The following is a 1419-nucleotide window of genomic DNA, read 5'->3' as shown; positions in this document are numbered from 1 at the left end:
CCGCCTCGGTCGCGGCGGCCGGATCGGGGTCGGCGTGCCGGGCGCGCACGTCCCAGCCGGTGAGCACGTTCCCCTCGGGCCGCGCCCCGCGCACGAACGGGGGCAGACCGGGCTGTCCCGCCTCCGGCACGGTGTCGTCGGCCGTGTACAGCGGCCGGATCGCGATGTCGTCGTCGGTGGTCGTGATCAGGTCCTCCGGCCGGGAGCCGGTCCTGCTCAGCGCGCCGTCCACGAGCCGCTCCCAGTCCGCCCGCCGCGGCGGATCGAATGCGGCGGCCGGTGCCGGCTCAGCCCCGTTGCTCATATCCAGTCATGCTAAGTCCCGTTCCCGATCTCGGGAGATGTGAGACTCGTCGCGATCACCGGGCGGGGCGCGCGTGCTGCCGCCGGGCGGTCGGGGACGGCGTCGCGGACCGGTTCGCCACAATGGGGCGGGTGAGCGCTCCCACTCCCGACCGACCTCCGGTGGCGGGCCGCTACCGACTGCGGTCCGTGCTCGGTTCCGGCTCGATGGGCACCGTCTGGTCGGCCTACGACGAGTTCCTGCACCGCCAGGTGGCGGTGAAGGAGGTCCGGATGCCGCCGGGCGTGCCGCCGAACCAGATCGAGGAACTCCGCGAACGCACCCTGCGCGAGGCCAGGGCCATCGCGGTGCTGTCCCACCCGAACGTGGTGATCCTGCACGACGTCGTCAAGGAGCACGGCGACCCCTACGTCGTCATGGAGCTGCTGCCGTCCCGCAGCCTGGCGGGCCTGCTCGACTCGTCGGGACGGCTCACCGTCGCGCAGGCCGCCGCCCTCGGGGAGGCGGTGGCCGCCGCGCTGGAGGCCGCGCACGCCGAGGGCATCACCCACCGGGACGTGAAGCCGGGCAACGTGCTCATCGCCGGGGACGGCCGGATCAAGCTCACCGACTTCGGCATCGCCCGCAACGTCTCCGAGGCGACGATGACGCACACCGGCATGATGCTGGGTTCGCCCGCGTTCATCGCCCCCGAGGTCGCCGCGGGCGGGCCGGTGACCTACACCGCCGACCTGTGGGGGCTGGGCACGACCCTGTTCGCCGCCACCGAGGGACATCCGCCCTACGACGCGGACGGCGACCCGCTGGAGACGGTGGTCAGCGTCGTGCAGGGGGAGGTCCCCCGCCCCTCGGCCGGGCCGCTGGCCCCCGTGATCCGCGGCCTGATGACCAAGAAGCCCTCCGAGCGGATGTCGCTGTCCGAGGTGCGGCGCAGGCTCTACCCGCTGCTCACCCCTCCCCGGCACACCCTCTTCCCTCCGGAGCTGTTCGCCGAGACCGAGGGCTCCCAGCGGTCCGGCGCGAGCGAGACCCGGGTGATCCCGCGCATCCCGGGCACACCCCGCGCGTCCGGGGGCGGCGGGGACGGCGGCCTCGGCGCGGACGCCGACGACGGG

At 74.3% G+C, this 1419-nt stretch carries 2 protein-coding genes; one reads left to right on the top strand and one right to left on the bottom strand.

Translation table 11 applies throughout. The features are described 5' to 3' along the window. The coding region (locus tag ACTIR_RS23915) for a methylmalonyl-CoA mutase family protein (RefSeq protein WP_034240586.1) at window positions 1-304 on the bottom strand (304 nt) is incomplete at its 3' end. A 131-nt stretch (window positions 305-435) separates the two neighbouring features. On the opposite strand from ACTIR_RS23915, the gene ACTIR_RS23910 reads away from it, so the two are divergent. Beyond that, a partial coding sequence (locus ACTIR_RS23910; protein WP_233345932.1) for a serine/threonine-protein kinase occupies window positions 436-1419 on the top strand: 984 nt, incomplete at its 3' end.

Source organism: Saccharomonospora iraqiensis subsp. iraqiensis (assembly GCF_000430445.1).
In the GTDB taxonomy this organism is placed as follows: domain Bacteria; phylum Actinomycetota; class Actinomycetes; order Mycobacteriales; family Pseudonocardiaceae; genus Saccharomonospora; species Saccharomonospora iraqiensis.
This window is presented reverse-complemented; position numbering and strand designations above follow the sequence as displayed.